The following is a 19,010-nucleotide window of genomic DNA, read 5'->3' on the forward strand; positions in this document are numbered from 1 at the left end:
TCTAATTGGCGGCAACACTAGGTGGGTGCTGTTTCTGTCGGCGCGTGCAGATGCCGAACCGCGTCACGTTATGGACCTTGCGTTCGGCGTTATGTCTTTGGAACGCGCCGGTGTCAGCATCGCGAACATCGCCATATACGTTGACGGGACAGACAGAGTCTCTATCGAGAACTTCATAAAGAGTGGGACGACGTCCACTTTCGTAGTAAAGCAGTCCAAGGACTTCTTTACGGACCAAGCAAGCAACGCACACGAAAATTTGGTCATGTTTGTGACCGGACACGGAGGTCCCGATGGACTTGACGCTGCGCCGCCGATAACGCCACATGGGCTGTTGAATAGTATCAAGTCGTCGCCCAATTTGAAGCGAGCGGTCGTGTATCTTGGGCAGTGCTACGCCGGCATTTTCAACTACATCGGAGCGGGGAGCAAGCCAAGTCAGAACGGCGCGAGCGACCCGGAAGTTGTATTTATCGGCGCAACCAATCTCCACGAGAGCCTTAGCTCCTACACCTCCGAGTCTCTTGTAACGGGGCCGCAGAATTGGCCGGCAAACCTCTTCTTGTTGCTCGCGTTCAAGTGGTTTTCCAATCCGGTTGACGTCGATGGTGACGGCAAGTTCACAATCATAGACTCTTTTAAATTCGCCGGCGTGTACTCGAACGCAGCGAACAAGCAAATAAAGGCACAAACCTTTCCGCAGACCCTCGAGCTACAGAAGAAATGGTCGGACGCGAAGGAGATAGACGATAAGAACTCGACACCGACGACCAAGGCAAACCTAGACGCCGCGCATACTCTTTACAAAAAGCACTTAGAGTTGCTCTATGTCCATCAAGAGTGTTGGATTCTCAACGCTATCCCGTCGCAACGAATCGAGGTCAAATGATTGACAGGGTCGGTCGGCAGCAGAGCTCCGAGACACCTTTAACCACCGCGAACATCTCTTTCGGTTCGAAATTCTTGAACCGCGACCAGCGCAGGTCTTCATAGCTGCGGCCCTTTTCGTCATTCCCCTCAGGGAAGATGCGTCGGACCATGGGCTTCTTGAGCCGCAGCGCCTTGTTCTCTTCGAGCGTATGGATATCGTCCAGTCGGCGCAGGAACAGCAGGTAGGTGATTTGCTCCATCACCTCCATCGGGTTCGAGATGCCGCCAGACCAGAAGGCATTCCAGATGCTGTCGATTTGACTGCGAAGTTCACCTGTGAGCATGTTGCGGGTATTTCTCCAATCAGTTTTGCCTGGGGCGGGCCAACGACCGGCCGTGCCGGATACCGCTTGCCAAGGCTCACAAACCGTGCATTTTACTGTTTGCCGAAAGAAAGGGGACCAGCGCCCGTGCCCAGCCGGAAGATGATGGCCGCAAGCCCGGCGCAATGCGCATGGCACATTGGCTGCGCAATGGCACCGCCGAGATTGTGGACGCCGAGCCCCGGCACGCAGGCGGTGGTGAGCGGCCCAAATGGCAAGAAGGTCTACATTGCCACGTCCGAGAACGGATTCGACGCCATCGACACCTAGGACCTTGCGGAACCCGGCGAACGCAACGCCTCGCGGGGCCGCCTCCCTACGAGGAGCGCCGGTGGTTGCGCCGCCGCCAGTAGCTGCTGGACAGGTGCCTCGCCAGCTCAGTGGTTCCGGGACGCTGCCTAGGACCGTAACAATCGCGGTGCTTGAAACCGTACGAATTCATCCGTATAGTTACTTATACGCGGTCGACTTGCGACAAACAAGCCAATCAAATCAAGGGGTTGGGAAGTTCCGGAAGCAGAAAATATCCGGCCCTTTTTCGAGTCCCTGATTCGCCACCAAATGCGAAAAGCCGCTGTTCCGAAAGGATCAGCGGCTTTTTTCATTGCATCGTCCGGGCGTGCGCGGATTCACGCGTCGCCTGTCCGTCAGGTGCGCGCGCGTTCCACTCGTTACGCCACCACCGGCCCGCGCTCCTCCATCACCTCCGCCCGCACCTTCCCTCGCCAGTTCTCCCCGCCCTCCAGCGCCGGCGTCGACTCGAACAGCTCCGCGATCCAGTCCGCGAACACGCGCACCTTCTGCGACAGATGCCGGTTGTGCGGATACACGATCGAGATCGGCTTGGGCTTCGGATTGCAGTCGGGCAGCACCTCGACCAGCGAGCCGTCGCGCAGGTGCGGCAGCACCATGAACAGCGTCGGCTGGATCATCCCGAACCCTTCGAGCCCGCACGTCACGTACGCATCCGAATCGTTGACGGTGACGCTGCCGTTCATCCGCACCTCAACCGGCTTGCCCTCGATCATGAACACCCACGGAATCGCCCGTGCACCGTGGCTCGCGCGGAAATTCACCGCATGATGGTCGGCCAGGTCGGCGATCTCCTGAGGCTCGCCGCGACGCGCCAGATAGTCGGGCGACGCGCAGGTCACGCGCTTGAGCATCCCGATCCGCCGCGCGACCATCGACGAATCCTCGAGCGGCCCGACCCGGATCATGCAGTCGATGCCCTCCTCGACCGGATCCACGTAGCGGTCCGACAAGCCGAGGTCGAGCGTGATGTCCGGATAACGCTGCCGGAAGACCGACAGCGCCGGCAACACGACGCGCCGCCCGAGCGAACTCGGCATGTGGACGCGCAGCACGCCGCTCGGCTTGCGGTTGCCGGTCTGGAAACTCGCGTCGGCTTCCGCGATCTCCGAGATGATCTTCATGCAATGCTCGTAATACGCGGCGCCCTCCGGCGTCAGCGACAGCCGGCGCGTCGTCCGGTGCATCAGACGCACTCCGAGCAGCGCCTCGAGATTCTGGATGATGGTCGTCACCGACGCGCGCGGCATCGCGAGCGTGTCGGCCGCGCGCGTGAAGCTGTTCGCGTCGACCACGCGAGTGAAAACTTCCATTGCCTGAATGCGGTCCATGCTGCGCCCCCTTCGAATCGCCAACGGAACAGAATAGAGCGCGCAACCCAAGCGGCACAAGCCCCCGTCTATTGTTTGCCTTGTCTGAATAGTTTCAGCGATTCGGACTGGAAAGTGATACGGATTCGTGCAGTTCCAGACGTTGCGGCTCCGTCCCCGGTCGCCATGCGCGGCGCGTTCGCCGTTCGCCGTTCGCCGTTCGCCGTTCGCCGTTCGCCGTTCGCCGGCACGTTACCGCACGAACCGCTCGCGATAGCCCTGCGGCGACACGCCGAGCACGCGCACGAAACTGCGCCGCAGCGTCTCTTCCGAGCCGAATCCGCACCGAGTGGCGATCCGCTTGACGGGCCACGCGGTTTCGCCGAGCAGACGCTGCGCGGCCTCGACGCGAATCTGCTCGACCGCGCGCGCGGGCGTGCGGCCGGTTTCCGCACGATAGTGACGCACGAAGCTGCGCTCGCTCATGCTGACGCGCTCGGCGAGCGCCGGCACCGACAGGTCGGCCGTCAAGTGCTCGGCGATCCATGCATGGAGTTCACCGAAGCGGTCGTCGGTACGCTGCATCGATAACATCGTGCTGAACTGCGCCTGCCCGCCCGGCCGCTTCAGGAACACGACGAGCTCGCGCGCGGCGTCGAGCGCGACCGCCCGCCCGAGATCCTCCTCGACCAGCGCGAGCGCGAGATCGATGCCGGCCGTCACGCCGGCCGACGTCCACAGCGCGCCTTCGCGGATGAAGATCGGATCGGGCTCGACGCGCACGTTCGGATAGCGCGCCGAGAATTCGTCGCAGCGCGCCCAGTGCGTGACCGCGCGCCGCCCGTCGAGCAGGCCGGCCTCGGCGAGCAGGAACGCGCCGGTGCAGACCGATGCCACACGGCGCGCGCGCTGCGCCTGCTGCCGGACCCACCGCACCATCCGCGCATCCTGCGAAGCGGCGTGCACGCCCTTGCCGCCGGCCACGATCAGCGTATCGGGCCGCCCGGCCGAGCGCAGCGAGTCGGCCATCACCACGAGGCCGGAGGACGTCTCGACCGGCCCCGCCTCCGCGGCGACGACACGTGGCGCGTACGGTGCGGGCCGCCCGCGCTCCTGCGCGAGATCGTTGACGGATGCGAACACCTGCAGCGGCCCGGACACGTCGAGCAACTGCGCACGGGGAAACGCGAGGACGAGGATCGAGCGCGGAGCGGCAGGCATGGCGATTGGCTGAAAACGTGGGCGATATGGCAATTTCGCCAAACACTACGCGCCTAGAATCGATCTGTCCATCGTGCGCCGACCGTGGCGCATCCCCTTCCCTTCGGAGCGTTCGCATGACCCTGCATATCGGCCTTCTCGTGTTTCCGGGCGTCCAGCAACTCGATCTCACCGGCCCGCACGACGTGTTCGCGTCGTTGCCCGACGTGACCGTCCATCTGGTCTGGAAATCGCGCGGCACCGTCGCGTCGAGCAGCGGCCTCGCGCTCGCGCCAACCTGCACGTTCGACGATTGCCCGCCGCTCGACGTGATCTGCGTGCCCGGCGGGATCGGCATCAACGACCTGCTGCTCGATGCCGAAACGATCGCGTTCGTGCAGCAGCGCGCAGCCGCCGCGCGCTACGTGACGTCGGTCTGCACGGGTGCGCTGCTGCTCGGCGTGGCCGGCCTGCTGCGCGGCCGCCGCGCGACGACGCACTGGGCATTTCATTCGCTGCTCGCGCCGCTCGGGGCGGTGCCCGTGCGCGAGCGCGTGGTACGCGACGGCAACCTGATCACCGGCGGCGGCGTGACGGCCGGCATCGACTTCGCGTTGACGATCGCCGCCGAACTCGTCGGCGACGAAGAGGCGCAGTCGATCCAGCTGGCGCTCGAATACGCGCCCGCGCCGCCGTTCGATGCGGGCTCGCCGGATACCGCGCCGGCGTCGGTGCTGAAGCGCGTGACCGAGCGCTCGGCGGCAGGGCTGGAGAAGCGCAGGCAGACGATCGACGCGGCGTTGCGCGCGATGTCGCGCTGAAAACGGGCACACGAAAACCGAAGGGTGGGCGAGCCGCACGGCCACGCAGCCTGCCCGACCTCCGTAGCGCATTGACGGACCGGACCTACCGATGAACATCATCCGCAGCACCGCATTCACCGCGCAATGCCCGTGGGGCGCGCTGGACATCGCGAACCTGAACGGCATCACGGTCCGCCTGCACTGGACCGATCGGCCATACCATTGGCATGTGAACGACGGCGAGGAAGTTTTCGCGGTGCTCGACGGCCGCGTCGAGATGCGTTACCGCGCAGCAGGCATCGAGCACGCGACGGTGCTCGAAACGGGAGACGTATTTCACGCGACGATCGGCACCGAACACGTCGCACACCCGCTCGGCGAAGCGCGCATCCTCGTGATCGAGACCGAGGGCAGCGACTGACGACGGGCCTCAGCCCGAGATGGTGCCCGTCCCCTGCGACGGGATCAGCTTCGGCTGCGGCGTGCACAGGCACTGGCACAGGTCGTGTTCGAGCGCGACGACCTTGCCCATCACGGTCATCGTCCGCTCACCGCCGTCGGACACGATCACACCCTGGGTCTTGCACGCGGCGCAGAACACCGGCGCGCCGAGATAGGCGAGTTCGCGGCCGTCGAACGACGAATTGGCGATTCCGTCGAGCACGACACCGCCATGGTCGGTCGTGTCGCCCTTCAGGATGAATTTGCGGCTCATGCTTCGGCTCTCCCTCGGAAACGCCGCGCAGCGTGGCGTCGGGCCGCGCGCGGGCAGTCGGTATCCGCCCGTCGGTCGCGGGCGTTTCGCGAGGATATCACCGCGCAGTCGATCGTCGAATGCACGTCGTTCAGCGCGGCGTTCGCACTGTCGCTATGCACCGACACCGTGTCGTGCGCGTCGAAGCACTTCATGGAAATCGACTGGATGCGCGAGCGGATGGTCACGATCGACGTGAAGGAGTCGATCCCGGCCTTGTCGGCCGGCGTGCGCACGCGGCGCAATGCGCTGAACACGATCGCGTGCGACTACCGGATTCACTGCTTCGTCGAAGCCGTGCGCCGGCACGATCGCACGACGCGGCCAGGGCGATAGCGACGCGCTCAAACGAACAACGCGACGCAAAGCGCGGCGCCGCACAGATACGTGCCGAGCGCGCCGATGAAACGCAGGGGGTTCGGCTTGCCCATCGTCGGCCACGCAAGCAGTCCGATCACGAGCAGACAGCGGCACGCGGTTGCCGCGACGATCAACGAGACGATCGCGCGCGACGGGTCGTGTGCGCCGAAATAGAGAAACAGCACCGCGAGAAACGGCGCGTATTCGGCCGTGTTGCCGTGCGCGCGCACGATCTTGTGCAACCCGTCGGTCGGATCGGACGCACACCCGGAACCGGTGGTGTGCCGGAAGCGCGTAACGGACACGGTCAGGCCGAGCCCGAACAGCAGCAATCCCAAGATCGTCGTGCAAACGAGCGCGACGGGATGGATCGACATGGCACCCCCGGTGAGAGCGGTCACGCGCCGCACATCCGCCGATCGTACCTGCAGCCGGTGCACCCGGCTATCGCGGAAACCCGTACCGTCCTCACGCACCGGCCACGGAGAGGATCGGACCCGAATTGCGATCGATACGGCGGCAATGCACAAACCCGGTGCGTGAACGGCCGGCGCGGCCTGCCGCCGTCGCTCGTGGCGTGCCAGCGGTGCGCGCAAACGTTACTCCACGGCGACACATGCCACCGCAACGCAACGCCGATGCCGCATGTCACGGGCATGTGCGTTGCGTCGACGCATCTCGGTATTGAACCGCCCTTGGCAGCCCGCTGCGGAGGACTACACTAATCCTTAATGAGGTGCGGCCGGAGCCTGCGCCTTCAGGGAGACGCCGCCATGAATCGGCCGCTGAATCGCATCCTGCCGCGTGTGACCGGGAGTGCCTCGGTCTGGACGTGGATCAAGTGGTCCTTGCTGGCCGCGCTGGTGATCGCGATCGCGATCATCGCGCGACTCGTGATGACCGAGATCGAGACGTCGCGCCTGCAGGCGCACTATCTGTCCGAGCTCACCCGAGACGTCGGCTACACCGTCGAGGCCGGCGCAAGCGACCACATCCGCTTCCCCGCCAACGGGCCGTACGACCAGCGCCTCGGCTACTCGATGATTCCCGCGTTCCAGCAGCATCTGCTCGCGCGCGGCTTCGTCGTCGGCAAGCAGGCGCGCGATTCGCAACGCATGCTGTCGCTCGCCGATCACGGCCTGTTCCTGCCTTACGAAGAGAAAGACCAGGCCGGGCTGACGCTGTTCGATTCGACCGGCGCGCCGCTGTTCGCGACCGTGTTCCCGCAGCGCGTCTATACCGACTTCGACACGGTGCCGCGCGTGATCGCGGATTCGCTGCTGTTCATCGAGGATCGCTACCTGCTCGACGCGAACCAGCCGAACCGCAACCCGGCGATCGACTGGGGACGCTTCAGCCGCGCGCTCGCCGACCAGGCGATGCACGTCGTCAACCATCACCAGGCGCGTCCGGGCGGCAGCACGCTCGCGACGCAGATCGAGAAGTTCCGCCATTCGCCCGACGGCCGCACCGCGACGCCGCCGGAGAAGCTGCGACAGATCGCGTCCGCGTCGGTCCTCGCGTACCTGAACGGTCCGCAGACGATGCTCGCGCGGCGCGCGATCCTGGTGCGCTACCTGAACTCGGTGCCGCTCGCCGCGCGGCCGCACGTGGGCGAAATCACCGGCATCGGCGACGGTCTCGCCGCGTGGTACGGCCGCGACTTCAACGACGTGAACCGGATTCTGTCCGCGCCGACGAGCGGCGACAACGTCGACGAACAGGGCAAGACGTTCCGCGAGGTGCTGTCGCTGATCATCGCGCAGCGCGCGCCATCGTACTTCCTGAATCGCGGCTATCCGGCGCTGCAGAAGCTGACCGACAGCTATCTGCGGCTCCTGTCGAACGGCGGCGTGATCTCGCCCGCGCTGCGCGATGCGGCGCTCGCCGCGCAGATCGAGCGCAGCGCGCCGCCGGCCGCCGCGCACGTGCAGTCGTTCGTGTCGCGCAAGGCCATATCGTCCGCGCGCGCGTCGCTGCTGTCGGCACTGGGGATCAGCGACCTGTACCAGCTCGACCAGCTCGACCTCGAAGCAACCAGCACGCTCGACAACGGCGTGCAGCAGGCGGTCGCCGAACGGCTCGCGCAGGCGTCGACCCGCGACGGCGCGCAGGCCGCCGGCCTGTACGGCTTCGAGATGCTCGCCCCGAAGGACGACCCGTCGCACCTCACGTACAGCTTCACGCTGTACGAGCACCGCAACGGCGCGAACATGCTGCGCGTGCAGACCGATAGCGTGAACCAGCCGTTCGACGTGAACCGCGGCGGCCGCATCAACCTCGGCTCGACCGCGAAGCTGCGCACGCTGATCACCTACCTGCAGATCGTCTCCGACCTGCATGCGCGCTACGGCGACCTGTCGAACGCGCAACTCGCGAAGGTGAAGCCCGACCCGATCGACGGGCTGTCGCGCTGGGCGCTCGATTACCTGTCGCATACGCGCGATCGCTCGCTGCAGGCGATGCTCGACGCGGCGGTCGAGCGCAAGTACTCGGCGAGCCCCGACGTGTTCTACACGGGAGGCGGCGCGCAGGTGTTCTCGAACTTCGAGAAGTCGGACAACGGCCGCATCCTGACGCTGCATGCTGCGTTCGAACACTCGGTCAACCTCGTGTTCGTGCGGCTGATGCGCGACATCGTCCATTACGAGATGCTGCAGGCAGCCGGCCCGTCGTCGTCGTGGCTCGGCGATCCGGAGCAGCGCAAGCATTACCTCGAGCAGTTCGTCGACGCCGAAAGCAAGGTCTACGTGAAGCGCTACTACACGCGCTATGCGGGCAAGGCGCCCGACGACGCGCTCGCGCTGATGCTGCAGGACGTGCGCAAGTCGCCGCCGAAGTTCGCGACGGTGCTGCGCAGCGTCGCGCCGAACGAATCGCTCGCGTGGTTCAGCGCGCAGATGCGCGCGCATCTGAAGGGCACGCCGGCCGCGACGCTTTCGGACGACGATCTCGCCGCGCTCTACGCGAAGTATGCGATCGAGCGGTTCAACCTCAACGATCGCGGCTATATCGCGAGCGTCCACCCGCTCGCGCTGTGGACGCTCAACTATCTGCGCGCGCACCCGAACGCGCCGCTCGGCGAAGTTCAGCGCGAAAGCCGCGATGCGCGCTTCTACACGTACTCGTGGCTGTACAAGACGCGCTACCACGCGACCCAGGACCGGCGCATTCGCCACATGGTCGAGCTGCGCGCGTACGGGGAGATCACGAAAGCGTGGCGTGCGCTCGGCTACCCGTTCGCGGAAGTCACGCCGTCATACGCGGCCGCGATCGGGGCATCGGGCGACCAGCCCGACGCGCTCGCGAAACTGATCGGCCTGATCGCGAACGGCGGCCAGAAAGCGCCGACCGAGACGATCACGCGCCTCGACTTCGCGAAGGGCACGCCGTACGAAACGCGCTTCGTGCGCGCGGCCGCGCAGCCGCAGCCGATGCTGTCACCGGAGATCGTCAACGTGGCGCGCACGCTGCTGCGCGACGTCGTGCTCAACGGCACCGCGCGGCGTCTGGCGGGCGGCTTCACGCTGCCCGACGGCAAGACGCTCCAGGTGTACGGCAAGACCGGGACGGGCGATCAGCGCTTCAACGTCTACGCGCGCGGCGCGCGGCTGATCGAGTCGCGCAAGGTCAATCGCAGCGGCACGTTCGTGTTCATGCTCGGCGACCGCTTCTTCGGTGTGCTGACGGCGACCGCGCACGAGCCGTACGCTGCACGCTACGACTTCACGAGCGCAATGGCCGTGCAGTTGCTGAAGTCGATGGCGCCGGCGCTCGCGCCGCTGATCGAGCGTCCTGTCACGGCCGGCACGCGCACGACGGGCCCGGCGCCGCAGGCCGCGCCGGTCGAGCCGTCCTGACGGCGGCGCGCGCGTCGGCAACGTCCTGACCGGAGACCATTGGCGGGGCCGATTCAAGCGCGTACAGTAGCGCGCACCGCGTCGCGCGCATTGTGCGACAGCGCCCGCCCCACCCACGCCGACCACGAGGAAAACCGCCATGCTCGAACTGCGCCCCGGCTGCGAATGCTGCGACAAGGACCTGCCGCCCGATTCGCCGGACGCACGCATTTGTACCTTCGAATGCACGTTCTGCGCGACCTGCGCGGACGACGTGCTGAAGGGCCGCTGCCCGAACTGCGGCGGCGATCTGGTGGTGCGGCCGCGCCGCCCGGCGAGCCTGCTCGCGAAATATCCGGCGTCGACGCAACGCGTGCTGAAACCGGGCGGCTGCGCGAACCACTGAAGGCCCGCACCGCCCTCCCCGTCAAGACATCTCGATCCGCGCGCGCGTCACCGCGAGCAGCGACGCCATCGCGCGGCGCGCGCCGTCCTCGTCGCGCACGCGAATCGCGTCGCTGACGGCCACGTGCTCCGCGAGCGACGCGTTGAACACATGCGCCCGGCGCGCGTTCAGATGCAGCTGTGCCTCGAGCGTCCGATCGATCAGTGCGCCGAGCGGCACCAGCAGCTCGTTGCCGCCGGCCTCCAGCACGCTCAGGTGAAAGCGCAGGTCCGCGCGCACCCATTCGTCTATGTTGCGGGCGGCGGCCATCGCGCGCACCGCGTCCTCGATCGCGTCAAAGGCGCCCGGCCCGTGTGCACGCGCGGCCAGCGCGGCCGCATGCGGCTCGATCATCTCGCGCATCTCCTGCAGCTTCAGCGCGAACGCGAGCGGCGGCGCGACGCGCGCGTACCAGTCGAGCAGGTCGGCGTCGAGCAGGTTCCATGCGCGGCGCGGCCGCACGCGCGTGCCGACCTTCGGCCGCGATTCGACCAGCCCCTTCGACGTCAGCGTGCGCAGCGCCTCGCGCATCACCGTGCGGCTCACACCGAACATCTCCATCAGGTCCGGCTCCCGCGGCAGCAGCGACTCGGGCGGATAGTCGCCGCGCAGGATCGCCGTCGCCAGCCGGAAGGCCGTCTGTCCATGCAGGTCGCGTTGAATGATCGTTCTCCGGTGGCCAAGTGCGCGGGCGGCTGCCCACTATCTGCACAATAGTGCTATTAATACTATTTTTTATCGGGCTACGCTAGGATAACCGTCACGCATTCGACCGGCGCCGCATCTGCATGTCCGCGCCGGTCAACCCTGGAGACTCGCGACATGAAAATCACCCGCCTCGAAACCTTCGTCGTCCCGCCGCGCTGGCTGTTCCTCAAGATCGAAACCGACGAAGGGATTGTCGGCTGGGGCGAACCGGTCGTCGAGGGCCGCGCGCACACGGTCGAAGCCGCCGTGCACGAACTCGCCGACTATCTGGTCGGCAAGGATCCGCTGCTGATCGAGGATCACTGGCAGGTGATGTACCGCGCCGGCTTCTACCGCGGCGGCCCGATCACGATGAGCGCGATCGCGGGTGTCGACCAGGCGTTGTGGGACATCAAGGGCAAGCATCACGGCGTGCCCGTGCACGCGCTGCTCGGCGGCCAGGTGCGCGACCGCATCAAGGTGTATTCGTGGATTGGCGGCGACCGACCGAGCGACGTCGCGAACAACGCGCGCGCGGTGGTCGAGCGCGGCTTCAAGGCCGTGAAGATGAACGGCTCCGAGGAGTTGCAGATTGTCGACACGTACGACAAGGTCGAGCAGGTGATCGCGAACGTCGCGGCGGTGCGCGACGCGGTCGGCCCGCACGTCGGGATCGGCGTCGACTTCCACGGCCGCGTGCACAAGCCGATGGCGAAGGTGCTCGCGAAGGAGCTCGATCCGTACAAGCTGATGTTCATCGAGGAGCCGGTGCTGTCGGAAAACGCCGAGGCGCTGCGCGACATCGTCAACCAGACCAACACGCCGATCGCGCTCGGCGAGCGGCTCTACTCGCGCTGGGATTTCAAGCACATCCTCGCGGGCGGCTACGTCGACATCATCCAGCCCGATGCGTCGCACGCGGGAGGCATCACCGAGTGCCGCAAGATCGCGACGCTCGCGGAAAGCTATGACGTCGCGCTCGCGCTGCACTGCCCGCTCGGCCCGATCGCGCTGGCCGCGTGCCTGCAGCTCGATGCAGTCAGCTACAACGCGTTCATCCAGGAACAGAGCCTCGGCATCCACTACAACCAGGGCAACGACCTGCTCGACTACCTGCGCAACCCCGAGGTATTCCGCTACGAAGACGGCTTCGTCGCGATCCCGCAGGGCCCGGGGCTCGGCATCGACGTCAATGAGGAGAAAGTGCGCGAGATGGCGAAGACGGGACATCGCTGGCGCAACCCGGTGTGGCGTCACGCGGACGGCAGCGTCGCCGAGTGGTGATGAGGGCGTGAGATGAGGTGCGTTGCGCGGCGCGCATGCCGCGCACGGCTTCGAGACGGCCGCCCGACAGGCGGCCGTTTGTGCATCTAAAGCACGGCGACGCGCGGGCATCCGGCCCGGCACCGCGCCGCCCCGGCCGTCAGCCGAGCGCCGCGAACCCGGGCACGCTGAACGACAGCACGGCGGCCGCGACGAATACGCCGATCATCGTCAGCGCCTCGAGATGCAGGATGTTGCGGAACGTGTGCGCGTCTTCGGTCGACGCGGTACGGCGCAGGCGCGGCAGCGCGGAGAAGCGGTTCAACCCGCCGAGCACGAGCGCGAGCGCGACGAGCAGCAGCTTGAGCAACAGCACGCGCCCCCACGTGCTGCCGTCGAGCGGCGCAAGCGAGCCGCCGAGCCCGCGCAGCGCGTTGAGCACGCCCGTGCCGAGCACGAACACGACCGCGATCGCCGACGTGCGCGACAGTTGCTGGCCGATCCGGATCAGCGCGCCGCGCGCGACCGACGAGCCGAGCACCGGCAGCACCGCGAGCCCACCCGCGAGCACGAGGCCGCCCCACACCGCGGTGGCGAGCAGGTGCAGCGTCTGCACGCCGACCGCCGCGGACAGCGGGCCGGTATCGGCCGCATGGCCGAGCGACGCCTTGCCTGCCGCGACCACGATCACCGCGAACCACAGCACCGCGTGCGCGACCGGGCCCTCCGGCTTCGCCAGCGCGACGATCGCGAGCACGACGGCGCCGGCGAACGCGACGCTCCATGCGAAGCCCGTGTGCGTCTGCGCGAGCATGACGGGAATCGCGGCGAACGCGCCGCCGAGCCCCGCGCCGCTCATCGACGCGGCTTCGTACACCAGCCAGCCGAGATCGGCGAGCACGAGCGCCAGCGCCGCCGCGACCAGCGAATGTTGCGCGCGCAGCCACGCGGGATGCGACGGCGCGACGACCGGACGTGCGCCGTCCTTGCCGAGCCACGCCTTGAGCAGCGCCGAGCCGACGGCCATCGCGAACGTCGCGTCCATCAATGCCGCCAACGCGACCTGCCCGATCCACAAGCTGTCGATCCTCATCGCGCGCGCCCTCCCGGGAACGGCCGGCCTGCGGTGCGGCGGCAAATGGAATGACAGCGGGAAGACGGCAACGGCATGGTAGGGAACGTCATCGATGAATCCGGAAACGGGAGAAATGACTGGGTCTGCGGCGAAGGCGGCGCCGCGCGACCCGCGAGTGTAGGTCTTCGATGGTCAAAGCGCACGCCGGTTCACACAACCCGCGCACAAAGCGCGTCAAATTGTCGCAAGTCGCAATCAGGCAGGAACCGATGTCCTTTTGCCAAATAGCCGTCATTACCCATCGATGATAGAATGCCGCGTCGCAGCAGCCCGGCTGTCCTGCCGTCCATGCGCCGAGCCGATCGTAGCCCGGACAGGTCCCCGACGAATAAACATGGAGTCTCGTGTGTCTTCAAGACGCCTCTTCCGTCCGTTGCTTGCCGTTCTCCTGATCGGTGGCGCGGGCCTTACGAGCGCTGCCCAAGCGCAGACCAAGCCCACGGAGCAAGCGCACGCCCAGCAGGCGCCGCTCAAGGCACCCGATACCATGGCCGAGCGTGTGCGCGGCTGTACCGCATGCCATGGCGTTCACGGCCAGGGTACGGACAACGACTATTTCCCGCGGCTTGCCGGCAAGCCGGCGGAGTACCTGTACAACCAGCTCGTCAACTTCCGTGATGGCCGGCGCAAGTACCCGCCGATGAACTATCTGCTGACGTACCTGAACGACGATTACCTGAAAGAGATCGCCGAGCACTTCTCGGCCGAGCGCCCGCCGTACCCGACGCCGGCCAAGCCGACGCTGCCGGCTGCCACGCTCGCGCGCGGCAAACAGCTCGTCACGCAAGGCGATCCGTCGCGCAAGCTGCCGGCCTGCGTGGCCTGCCACGGCGCGGGCCTGACCGGCATGCAGCCGGCGATCCCGGGCCTCGTCGGCCTGCACGCCGATTACCTGAGCGCACAGCTCGGCGCATGGCGCTCGGGCAACCGCCACGCGAAGGCACCGGATTGCATGCACGAAATCGCGTCGAAGCTGTCGGACGAAGACGTGACGGCCGTGACCGCATGGCTCGCCGCGCAACCGGCGCCCGCCAACCCCGTGCCGGCCCCGGCGCGTTCGATGAAGACTCCGCTCGCCTGCGGCAGCGAACCGCAATAAGGCAAGGGAGACAGACACAATGAAACGCAAGTCCCTGTTTGCACTCTCGGCCGTCGCGATCGTCGCGGCTGCCGCCCTCGTGCCGGTCCTGTGGCCGGGCAACGACACGCTGCACGGCAACGCTGCCGTCGCGGCCACGCCGGCCGACCAGGCCGCGCTGATCAAGAAGGGCGAATACCTCGCGCGCGTCGGCGACTGTATCGCGTGCCACACCGTGCGCGGCGGCAAGTCGTTCGCGGGCGGCCTGCCGATGGCGACGCCGTTCGGCACGATGTACACGCCGAACATCACGCCGGACGACAAGGACGGTATCGGCAAGTGGACGTCGGACGACTTCTACCGCGCGATGCACACCGGCCGTTCGAAGGACGGCAGCCTGCTCTACCCGGGCTTCCCGTTCGCGAGCTACACGAAGGTCACGCGCGCCGACTCGGACGCGATCTACGCGTACCTGCGCTCGGTCCCGCCGGTCTCGGTGCCGAGCCGTCCGCATGAACTGAAGTTCCCGTTCAACAACCGCAACCTGCTGATCGGCTGGCGCACGCTGTTCTTCAAGGAAGGCGAATACAAGCCGGATCCGACCAAGTCGGTCGAATGGAACCGCGGCGCGTACCTCGTCGAAGGCCTCGGCCACTGCTCGATGTGCCACACGTCGATCAACATGATGGGCGGCCCGGTGAGCTCGGCGGCCTTCGCGGGCGGCCTGATCCCGCTGCAGAACTGGTATGCGCCCTCGCTGACGAACGACAAGGAACTCGGCCTCGGCGACTGGCACGTGCAGGAGCTGTCGGACCTGCTGCAGGCCGGCGTGTCGAACAAGGGTGCGGTGTTCGGCCCGATGGCCGACGTCGTTCACAACAGCCTGCAGTACATGAGCGACGAAGATACGCGCGCGATGTCGACGTACCTGAAGTCGATCCCGCAGAAGGCTGAAGCGCCGAAGAACATGCAGTACGAGCCGTCGAAGCAATTCGGCAACGCGCTGTTCGACCAGGGCAAGAAGATCTACGCGGACAACTGCGCGACCTGCCACGCCGAAACCGGCGCGGGCAAGCCGCCGGCGTATCCGCCGCTCGCGGGCAACCATTCGATCGTGATGGAATCGGCAGTCAACCCGATCCGCATGGTGCTGAATGGCGGCTATCCGCCGAGCACGTTCAAGAATCCGCGCCCCTACGGCATGCCGCCGTTCGCGCAGTCGCTGTCGAACCAGGAAGTCGCAGCCGTTGTAACGTATATCCGGATGTCCTGGGGCAACAACGGTACGCCGATCTCGCCGCAACAGGTGAGTGACCTGCGTTCCGCGCCGCTTGACTAAATAACGCGTGACGCAAACGGGGCGCGGCTGCGGGAAATCGCAGCCGCGCCCCTTTGCTTTTTGCGACGCCAGTCCCCGCGCGGGCCGCGCGAGGCGTCGCCGATCATAAAACTCAAGAGTGGTATCTATGTCTTTCGAATCTCTCGGCCTGGCCGAACCGCTCGTCAGGGCAGTCAACGAGCTCGGCTACACGTCGCCGACTCCCATCCAGCAGCAGGCGATCCCGGCCGTCCTCGGCGGCGGCGACCTGCTCGCCGGCGCACAGACCGGCACAGGCAAGACCGCCGGTTTCACGCTGCCGATCCTGCAGCGCCTGCACACCTTCTACGCCGAGCATCGCGGCGCGAAGCGCGCGGTGCGTGCGCTGATCCTCACGCCGACGCGCGAACTCGCCGCCCAGGTCGAGGAAAGCGTGCGCGCGTACAGCAAGTACCTGAAGCTGCGCTCGACCGTGATGTTCGGCGGCGTCAGCATCAATCCTCAGATCGATGCGCTCAAGCGCGGCGTCGACATCGTCGTCGCGACGCCGGGCCGTCTGCTCGACCACATGCAGCAGAAGACGATCGACCTGTCGGATCTCGACATCCTCGTGCTCGACGAAGCCGACCGGATGCTCGACATGGGCTTCATCCACGACATCAAGCGCGTGCTCGCGAAGCTGCCGCCGCAACGCCAGAACCTGCTGTTCTCGGCCACCTTCTCCGACGAGATCAAGTCGCTCGCCGACAGCCTGCTCGATTCGCCGGCACTGATCGAGGTCGCGCGCCGCAATACCACCGCCGAAAGCATCGCGCAGAAGATCCACCCGGTCGACCGCGATCGCAAGCGCGAGTTGCTCACGCACCTGATCCGCGAACACAACTGGTTCCAGGTGCTCGTGTTCACGCGCACCAAGCATGGTGCGAACCGGCTCGCGGAACAGCTGACGAAGGACGGCATCAGCGCGATGGCGATCCACGGCAACAAGAGCCAGTCGGCCCGCACGCGCGCGCTTGCGGAATTCAAGAACAGCACGCTGCAGGTGCTGGTCGCGACCGACATCGCCGCACGCGGGATCGACATCGACCAGCTGCCGCACGTCGTCAACTTCGACCTGCCGAACGTGCCGGAAGATTACGTGCACCGGATCGGCCGCACGGGCCGCGCGGGCGCGACGGGCGAAGCCGTGTCGCTCGTATGCGTCGACGAGAAGCAGCTGCTGCGCGACATCGAGCGGCTGATCAAGCGCGAGATTCCGCAGGAGGTGATCGCGGGCTTCGAACCCGATCCGAACGTGAAGCCGGAGCCGATCCAGCAACGCCGCGGACAGCAGCAGCCGCGCGGCGGTGGTGGTGGCGGCAATCGCCAGCCGCGTGCAGGCGGCTCCGGCCAGCCGGCCGCGAAGCGCGAAGGCAATGCGCAGCCGAAGGCTGCGAAGGCGGCCAAGCCGCGCACGGCCGGCAGCGCGAGCGGCAACGCCGGCGCCGGCGGTCGCCCGTCAGGCGGCAACGGCGCGCGTCCGGCGACCGGCAATGCCGCGCACGCGAACCGCAACCGTTCGTCGCGCAGCGGCCAGCGCGGTCACTGAAGCCGCGCGGCCGCGCGCCGCAGGTGCTCGACCTGGCGCTGCCAGCGCGCGAACACCTCGGCGCGCGCCTCCCCTTCCAGCGCGAACGTGATACCCGTCGCGAGACGGGCATAGCCAACCCGCTGCGCATCGCCATGCGCGATCGTCGCGGCGAACCCGGCCAGTCCGCCGAAGTCTCCTTCGAGCGGCTCGATCCTCAGTTGTGCCTGAAAGAATGCGCCGTCCGCGACGAGCGTCAACGCGGCCGCGCGCCGTTGCGCCAGCGCGCGCGCCGCGCGCGATTGCGGCCATAGCGCAAGCAGCAGCGTGCGTGCGTCGCGTGCATGAATCTCGCCGACGCTGAGCAGCGTCGTGCGCAACTGGCCATCGTCGGTCGCGACGATCAGCGATGCGGCGAAGTCGGCATGGCGTTCGAGCGCGGTGCCGTCGAACAGCGCAACGACGGCCGGCGGCCACGCGTCGAACGTCCATTGTTCGAGCGCGTGGCGATGGGTATCGGTCATGATGGCGGCCCCGGTGAGAAGCAGACGATGATGCCGAAGCATACGCGCGCCGCCGGACCGCGCGGCGACATTCAGCGCATGAACACGTGCCGCGTGATCTTCGTCAGCGGATAGTGGACACTCGGCTGGATCTTCGCGGGCAGGTCGAGCGGCTTGAGCAGCATCTTCACGCACATGTCGGCCGACAGGTTGCGACGCACGAGCGAGCTGATGCGCGCAGCGCGCTCGCGGTTGTATTGATTGTCGCCGACACGATCCGGGTAGCGGATCGCGAATACGTGGCGCAGCGCGATCTCGGAATCCTCGTTCTTGATTTCCATCACACGGCGCATCAGTGCGCCGAGCACCGCGAGCCGACCGTTGCCTTCGAGCTTGTTGTACTTCTTGAAGAACTTGAAGAAGTGCTTGTAGTGACGCACTTCGTCCGTGCGGATGTTGTCGGTGATTTCCTTCAGCACCGGCTCGTCCGAGCATTCGTTGATCGCGCGATAGAGCGTGGCCGTGCCCGTCTCGACAACGCAGCGCGCGACCATCTCGAGCGCACGGGTCTTCTCGAACGCGTCGACCGAGCAGGTCTTCGAATACTCGGCGAAGAAATTCGCGAAAGCGGTATCCCAGTCGAACTCGGGCCACACGTGCGCAATGTACGCCTTCAGCGCGCGCCCGTGCTGCAGTTCCTCGTGCTCCCACGCATTGTTGAGCCACGCGGACACTTCCGGATCGTCGTTGAAGAACTCGTTCAGGTTGCTCGTGTAGAGATCCGAGCCGCTTTCGATGAACGACGACGCGCACAGCAACAGCAGCAGATCCTCATTCGCGGCGGCGCGCTGACGATCGATCCGGTTCAGGTCGATGTCCTCGATACGCCACGGCATGACATGCGTCGTTTCAGTAGGCATGGTGGTGCGCTCCCAGTCGTCGCGCGGCCGGCCGGCCCGATCTTCGGCACAGGCCCGGCGCGCCCGCAGGCGACGTTTTGCTTGCATTTTTAGTGAGTTGGTCCGGCCGAACCATCCTGGCATCTTAGCCGGACTTTTATGTTCGTGCTTCAAAGCACTGACCATAGCCGACGGGCGCAGTTCCGCCGCGCATGCTGCGGTTCGTTAGATGAGTTGTTCGAACCGGGTGCGCGCGTTCGATGAGATGCGCTGCGTCAAGCAAA

At 66.4% G+C, this 19,010-nt stretch carries 19 protein-coding genes; 10 read left to right on the forward strand and 9 right to left on the reverse strand.

Annotated features, from left to right (window positions below):
- Positions 1-70 precede the first annotated feature (70 nt).
- Positions 71-889, forward strand: a complete 819-nt coding sequence (locus ACT2FV_RS30240; protein ID WP_444505317.1) for a hypothetical protein — start codon at positions 71-73, stop codon at positions 887-889.
- On the opposite strand, the gene ACT2FV_RS30245 is transcribed toward ACT2FV_RS30240, so the two are convergent.
- The 3 genes from ACT2FV_RS30245 to ACT2FV_RS30255 all read right to left on the reverse strand — a co-directional run bounded on the left by ACT2FV_RS30245 (position 882) and on the right by ACT2FV_RS30255 (position 4,096).
- Positions 882-1,214 carry a type I restriction-modification system subunit M N-terminal domain-containing protein gene (locus ACT2FV_RS30245; protein ID WP_444505318.1) on the reverse strand — a complete coding sequence of 111 codons (333 nt, stop codon included), beginning with the start codon at positions 1,212-1,214 and terminating at the stop codon, positions 882-884. The genes ACT2FV_RS30240 and ACT2FV_RS30245 overlap by 8 nt on opposite strands.
- Positions 1,215-1,924: 710 nt before the next feature.
- Entirely contained in the window at positions 1,925-2,896 is a 972-nt protein-coding gene (locus tag ACT2FV_RS30250) for a LysR family transcriptional regulator (RefSeq protein WP_444505319.1), read from the reverse strand.
- A 231-nt stretch (positions 2,897-3,127) separates the two neighbouring features.
- A complete protein-coding gene (locus ACT2FV_RS30255) occupies positions 3,128-4,096 on the reverse strand; it encodes a GlxA family transcriptional regulator (RefSeq protein ID WP_151049595.1) in 969 nt (322 codons plus the stop codon).
- A gap of 116 nt (positions 4,097-4,212) precedes the next feature.
- Between ACT2FV_RS30255 and ACT2FV_RS30260 the strand changes: the two genes are divergently transcribed.
- Together ACT2FV_RS30260 and ACT2FV_RS30265 are read left to right on the forward strand one after the other, a co-directional pair.
- Positions 4,213-4,896, forward strand: a complete 684-nt coding sequence (locus ACT2FV_RS30260) for a DJ-1/PfpI family protein (protein WP_124900952.1) — start codon at positions 4,213-4,215, stop codon at positions 4,894-4,896.
- Between the two features lie 91 nt (positions 4,897-4,987).
- Positions 4,988-5,299, forward strand: coding sequence for a cupin (locus ACT2FV_RS30265; RefSeq protein WP_124900951.1), 312 nt, complete (start codon positions 4,988-4,990; stop codon positions 5,297-5,299).
- Positions 5,300-5,308: 9 nt separating this feature from the next.
- On the opposite strand, the gene ACT2FV_RS30270 is transcribed toward ACT2FV_RS30265, so the two are convergent.
- On the reverse strand, positions 5,309-5,593 hold the full coding sequence (locus tag ACT2FV_RS30270) for a PAAR domain-containing protein (protein WP_011657840.1): 285 nt from the start codon (positions 5,591-5,593) through the stop codon (positions 5,309-5,311).
- Positions 5,594-5,785: 192 nt separating this feature from the next.
- Here ACT2FV_RS30270 and ACT2FV_RS30275 point away from each other — a divergent pair, with 192 nt between their 5' ends.
- Complete coding sequence (locus tag ACT2FV_RS30275; RefSeq protein ID WP_260437063.1) at positions 5,786-5,968, forward strand: hypothetical protein; 183 nt, start codon at positions 5,786-5,788, stop codon at positions 5,966-5,968.
- A gap of 8 nt (positions 5,969-5,976) precedes the next feature.
- Here the strand turns inward: ACT2FV_RS30275 and ACT2FV_RS30280 are convergent, their stop codons facing one another.
- A complete protein-coding gene (locus ACT2FV_RS30280) occupies positions 5,977-6,369 on the reverse strand; it encodes an MAPEG family protein (protein WP_059607575.1) in 393 nt (130 codons plus the stop codon).
- A 396-nt stretch (positions 6,370-6,765) separates the two neighbouring features.
- On the opposite strand from ACT2FV_RS30280, the gene ACT2FV_RS30285 reads away from it, so the two are divergent.
- Both ACT2FV_RS30285 and ACT2FV_RS30290 read left to right on the forward strand, forming a co-directional pair.
- Positions 6,766-9,852, forward strand: a complete 3,087-nt coding sequence (locus tag ACT2FV_RS30285; RefSeq protein ID WP_444505320.1) for a transglycosylase domain-containing protein — start codon at positions 6,766-6,768, stop codon at positions 9,850-9,852.
- A gap of 139 nt (positions 9,853-9,991) precedes the next feature.
- Entirely contained in the window at positions 9,992-10,237 is a 246-nt protein-coding gene (locus ACT2FV_RS30290) for a DUF1272 domain-containing protein (protein WP_059528077.1), read from the forward strand.
- 21 nt (positions 10,238-10,258) lie between these two features.
- Here the strand turns inward: ACT2FV_RS30290 and ACT2FV_RS30295 are convergent, their stop codons facing one another.
- The gene (locus ACT2FV_RS30295; protein WP_059607581.1) at positions 10,259-10,942 is read right to left on the reverse strand and encodes a FadR/GntR family transcriptional regulator; all 684 of its coding nucleotides are present in this window, start codon (positions 10,940-10,942) and stop codon (positions 10,259-10,261) included.
- Between the two features lie 156 nt (positions 10,943-11,098).
- Between ACT2FV_RS30295 and dgoD the strand changes: the two genes are divergently transcribed.
- Positions 11,099-12,247, forward strand: a complete 1,149-nt coding sequence (gene dgoD, locus ACT2FV_RS30300; RefSeq protein WP_040144789.1) for a galactonate dehydratase — start codon at positions 11,099-11,101, stop codon at positions 12,245-12,247.
- Between the two features lie 139 nt (positions 12,248-12,386).
- Here dgoD and ACT2FV_RS30305 read toward each other — a convergent pair whose 3' ends face one another.
- Positions 12,387-13,319 (reverse strand): CopD family protein, encoded by a 933-nt coding sequence (locus ACT2FV_RS30305; RefSeq protein WP_444505321.1) that lies wholly within the window; start codon positions 13,317-13,319, stop codon positions 12,387-12,389.
- Positions 13,320-13,695: 376 nt separating this feature from the next.
- Between ACT2FV_RS30305 and ACT2FV_RS30310 the strand changes: the two genes are divergently transcribed.
- From ACT2FV_RS30310 to ACT2FV_RS30320, 3 genes are all read left to right on the forward strand, one after another.
- The gene (locus ACT2FV_RS30310; RefSeq protein ID WP_059528087.1) at positions 13,696-14,460 is read left to right on the forward strand and encodes a c-type cytochrome; all 765 of its coding nucleotides are present in this window, start codon (positions 13,696-13,698) and stop codon (positions 14,458-14,460) included.
- Between the two features lie 19 nt (positions 14,461-14,479).
- Positions 14,480-15,778, forward strand: coding sequence for a c-type cytochrome (locus ACT2FV_RS30315; protein WP_059528091.1), 1,299 nt, complete (start codon positions 14,480-14,482; stop codon positions 15,776-15,778).
- 127 nt (positions 15,779-15,905) lie between these two features.
- The gene (locus tag ACT2FV_RS30320; RefSeq protein WP_124621363.1) at positions 15,906-17,345 is read left to right on the forward strand and encodes a DEAD/DEAH box helicase; all 1,440 of its coding nucleotides are present in this window, start codon (positions 15,906-15,908) and stop codon (positions 17,343-17,345) included.
- On the opposite strand, the gene ACT2FV_RS30325 is transcribed toward ACT2FV_RS30320, so the two are convergent.
- Both ACT2FV_RS30325 and ACT2FV_RS30330 read right to left on the reverse strand, forming a co-directional pair.
- Positions 17,339-17,848, reverse strand: coding sequence for a hypothetical protein (locus ACT2FV_RS30325; protein ID WP_151048835.1), 510 nt, complete (start codon positions 17,846-17,848; stop codon positions 17,339-17,341). The genes ACT2FV_RS30320 and ACT2FV_RS30325 overlap by 7 nt on opposite strands.
- A 71-nt stretch (positions 17,849-17,919) precedes the next feature.
- Positions 17,920-18,747 carry a ferritin-like domain-containing protein gene (locus ACT2FV_RS30330; RefSeq protein WP_444505322.1) on the reverse strand — a complete coding sequence of 276 codons (828 nt, stop codon included), beginning with the start codon at positions 18,745-18,747 and terminating at the stop codon, positions 17,920-17,922.
- Positions 18,748-19,010: the final 263 nt, after the last annotated feature.

This window comes from Burkholderia sp. PR2 (genome assembly GCF_052372875.1).
GTDB classification, from domain to species: Bacteria; Pseudomonadota; Gammaproteobacteria; order Burkholderiales; family Burkholderiaceae; genus Burkholderia; species Burkholderia diffusa.